The following is a 4,786-nucleotide window of genomic DNA, read 5'->3' on the forward strand; positions in this document are numbered from 1 at the left end:
AGTTATTTCTTTCCCTACTCCCCCTGCTCCCCCGATCTTGTCTTCCATGCCAACTGATTTTCTCAATTTAATTACCTGCTTGCATCACGGTCTGATTGTGTCTTGTCAAGCACCTGTAGATTCACCTTTGCACGAGCCAATAGTAATTGCAGCAATGGCACAAGCTGCTGTTAATAATAGTGCGATCGCTGTCAGAATTGACACTCCAAGTCAGATTACTGCTGTGCGTGCAAGAGTGAAAGTTCCGATTATTGGTTTATGGAAGCAAGTAATAGTTGGATCTGATGTATATATTACGCCACAGTTTTATCATGCTGCTGCTGTGGCTAAAGCGGGGGCAGATATTATTGCTATAGATGCGACAACTAGAAACCGTCCTGGTGATGAATTAGTGATAGATATTATTGCTCGAATTCATGATGAATTGAGTAAACCAGTGATGGCAGATGTGGATACAATTGAGGCAGCAAAAGCCGCCGTAGATGCTGGTGCTGATATTGTAGGAACTACTCTTTACGGCTACACTAATCCAACTAAGCAGCTTTCTCCTCCAGGTTGGGAACTTCTAAGACAGATGGTGGAACAGTTAGATATTCCAGCAATTTGTGAAGGCGGGATTTCTTCACCACAAATGGCTCGTCAAGCCTTAGATTTAGGTGCTTATGCTGTTGTCGTTGGTACAGCCATCACTGGTATTGATTTGCAAGTTCAAGCATATAGCTCGATTATAAATAGTCAAGCGATCGCACTTAAAAACTTAAAATAATTCAAAATAACACTATCAGTTTTCTGTCTTCCTAAATGCTATTTCGTTAAATCAATTGCAGCGAGTTCATTAGCCTCCAGCGAAAATTGATTTGACAGATAACGTTTAAAAGGAGGAAATAGACAGATGGAAACTCAGCCAACCAACCCATCGCCAGAACTCATAGAAATTCCCCCTGGTTATCTGAACATTATGGGTTACATTGATGAATCAGAGGTGAATGGCCCTGGTTGTCGTGCTGTAGTTTGGGTACAGGGTTGTCAGCGTGAATGTCCCGGCTGCTTTAATCCTAAGTCCTGGTCTTTTGAGATTGACCAATTGATTTGTGTTGATACTCTCGCTGAGAAGATCCTCAGTAAACCTCGCAATACAGGTGTAACATTCTCTGGTGGAGAACCTTTTTGGCAAGCCTCAGCATTAGCATCTCTGGCTCGCAAAGTAAAAGCTGCTGGTTTAAATGTAATGTCTTTTAGTGGATTTACCCTCAAGGAACTACAGTCAGACTCTGCGCCGCCTGATTCCCAAGCATTATTAGAACAACTTGATATTTTAATTGACGGGCCTTTTGTCCAGTCTCTAGCAATTAATTCTCCTAATTCTCCCGTTTCTTCTAGCAATCAACAGGTTCGCGTGTTCAACCCAGCCTTTGCAGACCAAATTACTTGGGCTAGCGACCAAATAGAAGTTCACATCCTCAAGGATGGTAGCCGCATTGTTACGGGCTATCAAGGTGGGCTAGAGTTAATGTAACTGAAAGAAAACTTACAAGTTTGAGTGGGTGACGAGGGATTTGAACCCGCAACCAATAGATTAAGAGACATACTAATGCATACATGACAGCACAAAAATCTAGCAACAATGATTGCTAGATTTTTAATATCAAAAAATCTAAATTCAGATTTTTGGTGGCATCGGGCGATTGCTTTTACTGATTGCCAAGTCAAATGCTCGTTGATGATGTCGAGCCTGTATCCAGGTATGGTAAAGGTTGCTATGAACGCTAAGGCTATGCCCCATCTGTTGGGCAGCCAGCGAGATATCAATCTCGTACTCTAGGGTTCTAATCGCCCAACAATGGCGTAAATCATAAACCTTGAACGGCAAGCCCTCATTACGCCGAAGCCTTTGGCTAACAGTTCCGCCAATGTTCGAGTTAGAGCGATCGCGGTTGATTTCGGGAATTTTTACATTTTGCAATCCGAACTGATCGAACCATTCTGGATGAAATGGCCATATTCTTCGATAGCCAGTCTTACCTTCTAGTACAGTAAGAATTTTATTACCACTCCTTAACTCTGCTAGGTCAAGGAAGAACACCTCATGATTTCTCAGCCCATAAGTTGCAAGTAGTCCATAGACCCACTGCCACTTAGAATCTTTAATTTTGTAATACCAATCAACAATTAATTTATCTGTTGGTAAATCCCTTGCTTTTCTACTTTTTGGGCTGTAACTTCCCGAATATGGGCTAGGGTCGAAGTCGATTCCTGAGAATTTAGCCAAAGCTCCTAAAGTCAAACAGAAACGTTTACGAGTTCTGGTATCCGGTGCAGTTGATAGAATAGCAGTTTTTAAAATGTCAGCAGTCAACTGACTATTAGAATCCAAAATTTTAAAAACTGATGCATACTCAACTTTCCAGGTTGATTCTGATTTAAAATTTTTAGCTCGACGCTGAAAGTAATCTTTTTCAAAATCTTCAATCCATCGTCCAATTGTTGGGACTGCATTAACAGCAAATTGTGCGTAATCAGCCCAGTCAAAAGTTTTAGTATCTAGTCGAATTCTTAAGATTTTGGCTTCTTTTTCAGCAACCTTTACGCCTTCTGTATTAGCTGGAGCAATACTGATTCTTTGTTGATGCCAATCAGTTTTTATTGACTTTAGTTTTGGTGGAAGTGTTGCCCGTAAATATAGCCGTCCTCCAACCAGTTCAATGCTAACGCCGTAATTATTACTTCGCAGTCTTCCGTTAGCTTCTTTGATTCGCTGTTCAATCACGCTTACTCTTCAGCCCTCTCAACATACAATTCGCCGTTGCGGTCAACACCGACATACACAGTAATCTCTCTCTCTTGCTTTTCTTCTTCCTCGTCTTCCTCCTCGTTATCGCTGTCCCTGATAGTTACCAACGCTTCCACCACAACTTCATACTCCCCGGCTTCATCGTTGCGTTCCTCTACAGTGACTAGCTGAATTTCTGTATCCAAAATCTCCCAGCTAGAAAGCGCTTCCTCGTCTGGTTTGGGCGACTCGGAATAGTAGGCGTGGTAGCTCGTATCGTCGTAGGGGTCGTCTGTATCTTCATACAAATAACCAGTCAAGCCGGGAGGAGCGTATTGGGTCAAAATGTAGTTTTCAGCAAATTCTTTAAGTTGCTCGTCGGTAATCATGATTGTTCGCCATAGTCGTTTTTTTCAAAAAAAAAATCAATTTTACGGGTTCACAAAATTTGTCTACAGTTGCTAAAAACCTTGCTGTAAAAAGTTTTTAGCCGCCTACAGCCTATTTTTTGAATTTCAAAAATTGTAGGCAGTGTAGACGGACTATTGCTTAGTTGGTAATTGGGTGCAAGAGGTTAGCTGAAAATTTCACAGTATTGGAGAATTGCTCGATAATTCGCTTGTAAAGCAGTGTAGGCAGGCTGTAGACGGACTGTAGACAGACTGTAGGCAAGACTACGACCACCTCCAGCCGAGGCGATCGCCTTCTTCCTCCACTTGACCCACCCCCCGATCTGCTAGAGCTTGAAAGATAATTCTGATGTCATCTGGCGGCATTCCCTCAAAAAACCTAATTTTTCGCGTCACATCTCCAGCCTTCAAAACTTTACCAGGATGCTTCTGTCCCCAGTTGATGAGACGTTGCTCGTATTCATTCAGGGATGTGCTAGCCAGTATCGTCTTCTCGTCTGCCCCTGAGTCAGTGATTCTGTCCGCAATTGCGTTGTGCCCCCAGTTGCTCAAATCGAGTTCGCAAGGGGCATCATCAACTAGGAATCGCTTCTTACCTCCAGCTTTTAGCCATTGCTCTAACTGCGGGTCTTTGAGTTTCGTCCTGGCGTAATCGCGCCCGAACTGCCCCAACCGCACCAGGACAAAGCAACTGTACAGAGTATCCTTGTCCCCCTGTAAGCCAAAGTTCTCAGCTGTATCATTCTGGGCTATAGCCAAAATAAACTGCTTGTATCGCCGTCCCCGCTTGGCGTGTTTCTTCAGCCAGGGTGCGGCATTTTCGCATTCCTCAACCAAAATCGGGAATTCTTCCCCAATCATAAAGCGATCGCGTCCGGCTATCGCCTTATCTCCCCCATCTCCGCGAAGCTCTACGAGATCCTCCAGTGTTGCAAGGTCTTTACCCATTGCCTCATCAATGGCTTTGAAGTTGCCCTTGCGCCCAATTACATCCTTTTGGTCGAGCCAGTTCCAATCCTCTGGCTTTGCGTCTGAGTCGTAGACAATTACCCTGCCGCCAATCTTGGAGGAGAGGAACTGAGTAAAAGTCGATTTACCATCTCCAGTACCACCAATCAAAGCAACGTGTTTCTGCTTTTTTTGGATGTATTCAACTGGGTCAGTAATCAGGTTTTCTGGTTGCCAGTTGGCATCTACCGCGCCAACAGTGAGGGCTAGCTGTGCTGTTGGCTGAGTTCGCAGTCTTGCCCAGGCTTGGAAGTTAAGCCGCGAGGCTCGGTCGATGTCGCCTAGCGATACTTGCAGTAGCTTGGCTGTGTGGCGCTGTCGCCGTCCCACTTCCAATGTGCCGACCGATGCCCCCACGATCCACAGTTTTTGCGAACCGACCTTGGAAGCACCCAAGGACAGTAAACCGACGCTGATAATTAAACTACCCCAAAATGACCACTTGGCACAGGTGTACATCTGCAAGTGTTGGTGGAGTTGGGAGGGGTGTAATTCGCTCATAGACCCAGTAACACCCCCAAGAGAATTAAGCCAACACGGATTAACAAAATGGCTTTGATTTGGGGTATCGCTTGGTATAGGTAACAAGTCCAAGCTC

At 44.3% G+C, this 4,786-nt stretch carries 5 protein-coding genes; 2 read left to right on the plus strand and 3 right to left on the minus strand.

Annotated elements, in window-relative coordinates; translation table 11 throughout:
- The first annotated feature begins 46 nt into the window (after window positions 1-46).
- Window positions 47-766 carry an N-acetylmannosamine-6-phosphate 2-epimerase gene (locus I8752_RS31630; RefSeq protein WP_214436139.1) on the plus strand — a complete coding sequence of 240 codons (720 nt, stop codon included), beginning with the start codon at window positions 47-49 and terminating at the stop codon, window positions 764-766.
- Between the two features lie 126 nt (window positions 767-892).
- The gene (locus tag I8752_RS31635) at window positions 893-1,516 is read left to right on the plus strand and encodes a 4Fe-4S single cluster domain-containing protein (RefSeq protein ID WP_214436135.1); all 624 of its coding nucleotides are present in this window, start codon (window positions 893-895) and stop codon (window positions 1,514-1,516) included.
- Between the two features lie 144 nt (window positions 1,517-1,660).
- On the opposite strand, the gene I8752_RS31640 is transcribed toward I8752_RS31635, so the two are convergent.
- From I8752_RS31640 to I8752_RS31650, 3 genes are all read right to left on the minus strand, one after another.
- On the minus strand, window positions 1,661-2,767 hold the full coding sequence (locus I8752_RS31640; RefSeq protein ID WP_214436136.1) for a site-specific integrase: 1,107 nt from the start codon (window positions 2,765-2,767) through the stop codon (window positions 1,661-1,663).
- A 2-nt stretch (window positions 2,768-2,769) separates the two neighbouring features.
- Window positions 2,770-3,159: a hypothetical protein gene (locus tag I8752_RS31645; RefSeq protein ID WP_214436137.1), complete on the minus strand. Its 390-nt coding sequence runs from the start codon at window positions 3,157-3,159 to the stop codon at window positions 2,770-2,772.
- A 285-nt stretch (window positions 3,160-3,444) separates the two neighbouring features.
- On the minus strand, window positions 3,445-4,689 hold the full coding sequence (locus I8752_RS31650) for an ABC transporter domain-containing protein (protein WP_214436138.1): 1,245 nt from the start codon (window positions 4,687-4,689) through the stop codon (window positions 3,445-3,447).
- Window positions 4,690-4,786 lie beyond the last annotated feature (97 nt).

Source organism: Dendronalium phyllosphericum CENA369 (genome assembly GCF_016056275.1).
Classification (GTDB): domain Bacteria; phylum Cyanobacteriota; class Cyanobacteriia; order Cyanobacteriales; family Nostocaceae; genus Dendronalium; species Dendronalium phyllosphericum.

What these genes read in the sequence shown, in the direction of transcription:
- I8752_RS31630 (WP_214436139.1), top strand. Translation starts at nt 47, where the DNA reads ATGCCAACTGATTTTCTCAATTTAATTACCTGCTTGCATCACGGTCTG.
- I8752_RS31635 (WP_214436135.1), top strand. Translation starts at nt 893, where the DNA reads ATGGAAACTCAGCCAACCAACCCATCGCCAGAACTCATAGAAATTCCC.
- I8752_RS31645 (WP_214436137.1), bottom strand. Translation starts at nt 3,159, where the DNA reads ATGATTACCGACGAGCAACTTAAAGAATTTGCTGAAAACTACATTTTG.
- I8752_RS31650 (WP_214436138.1), bottom strand. Translation starts at nt 4,689, where the DNA reads ATGAGCGAATTACACCCCTCCCAACTCCACCAACACTTGCAGATGTAC.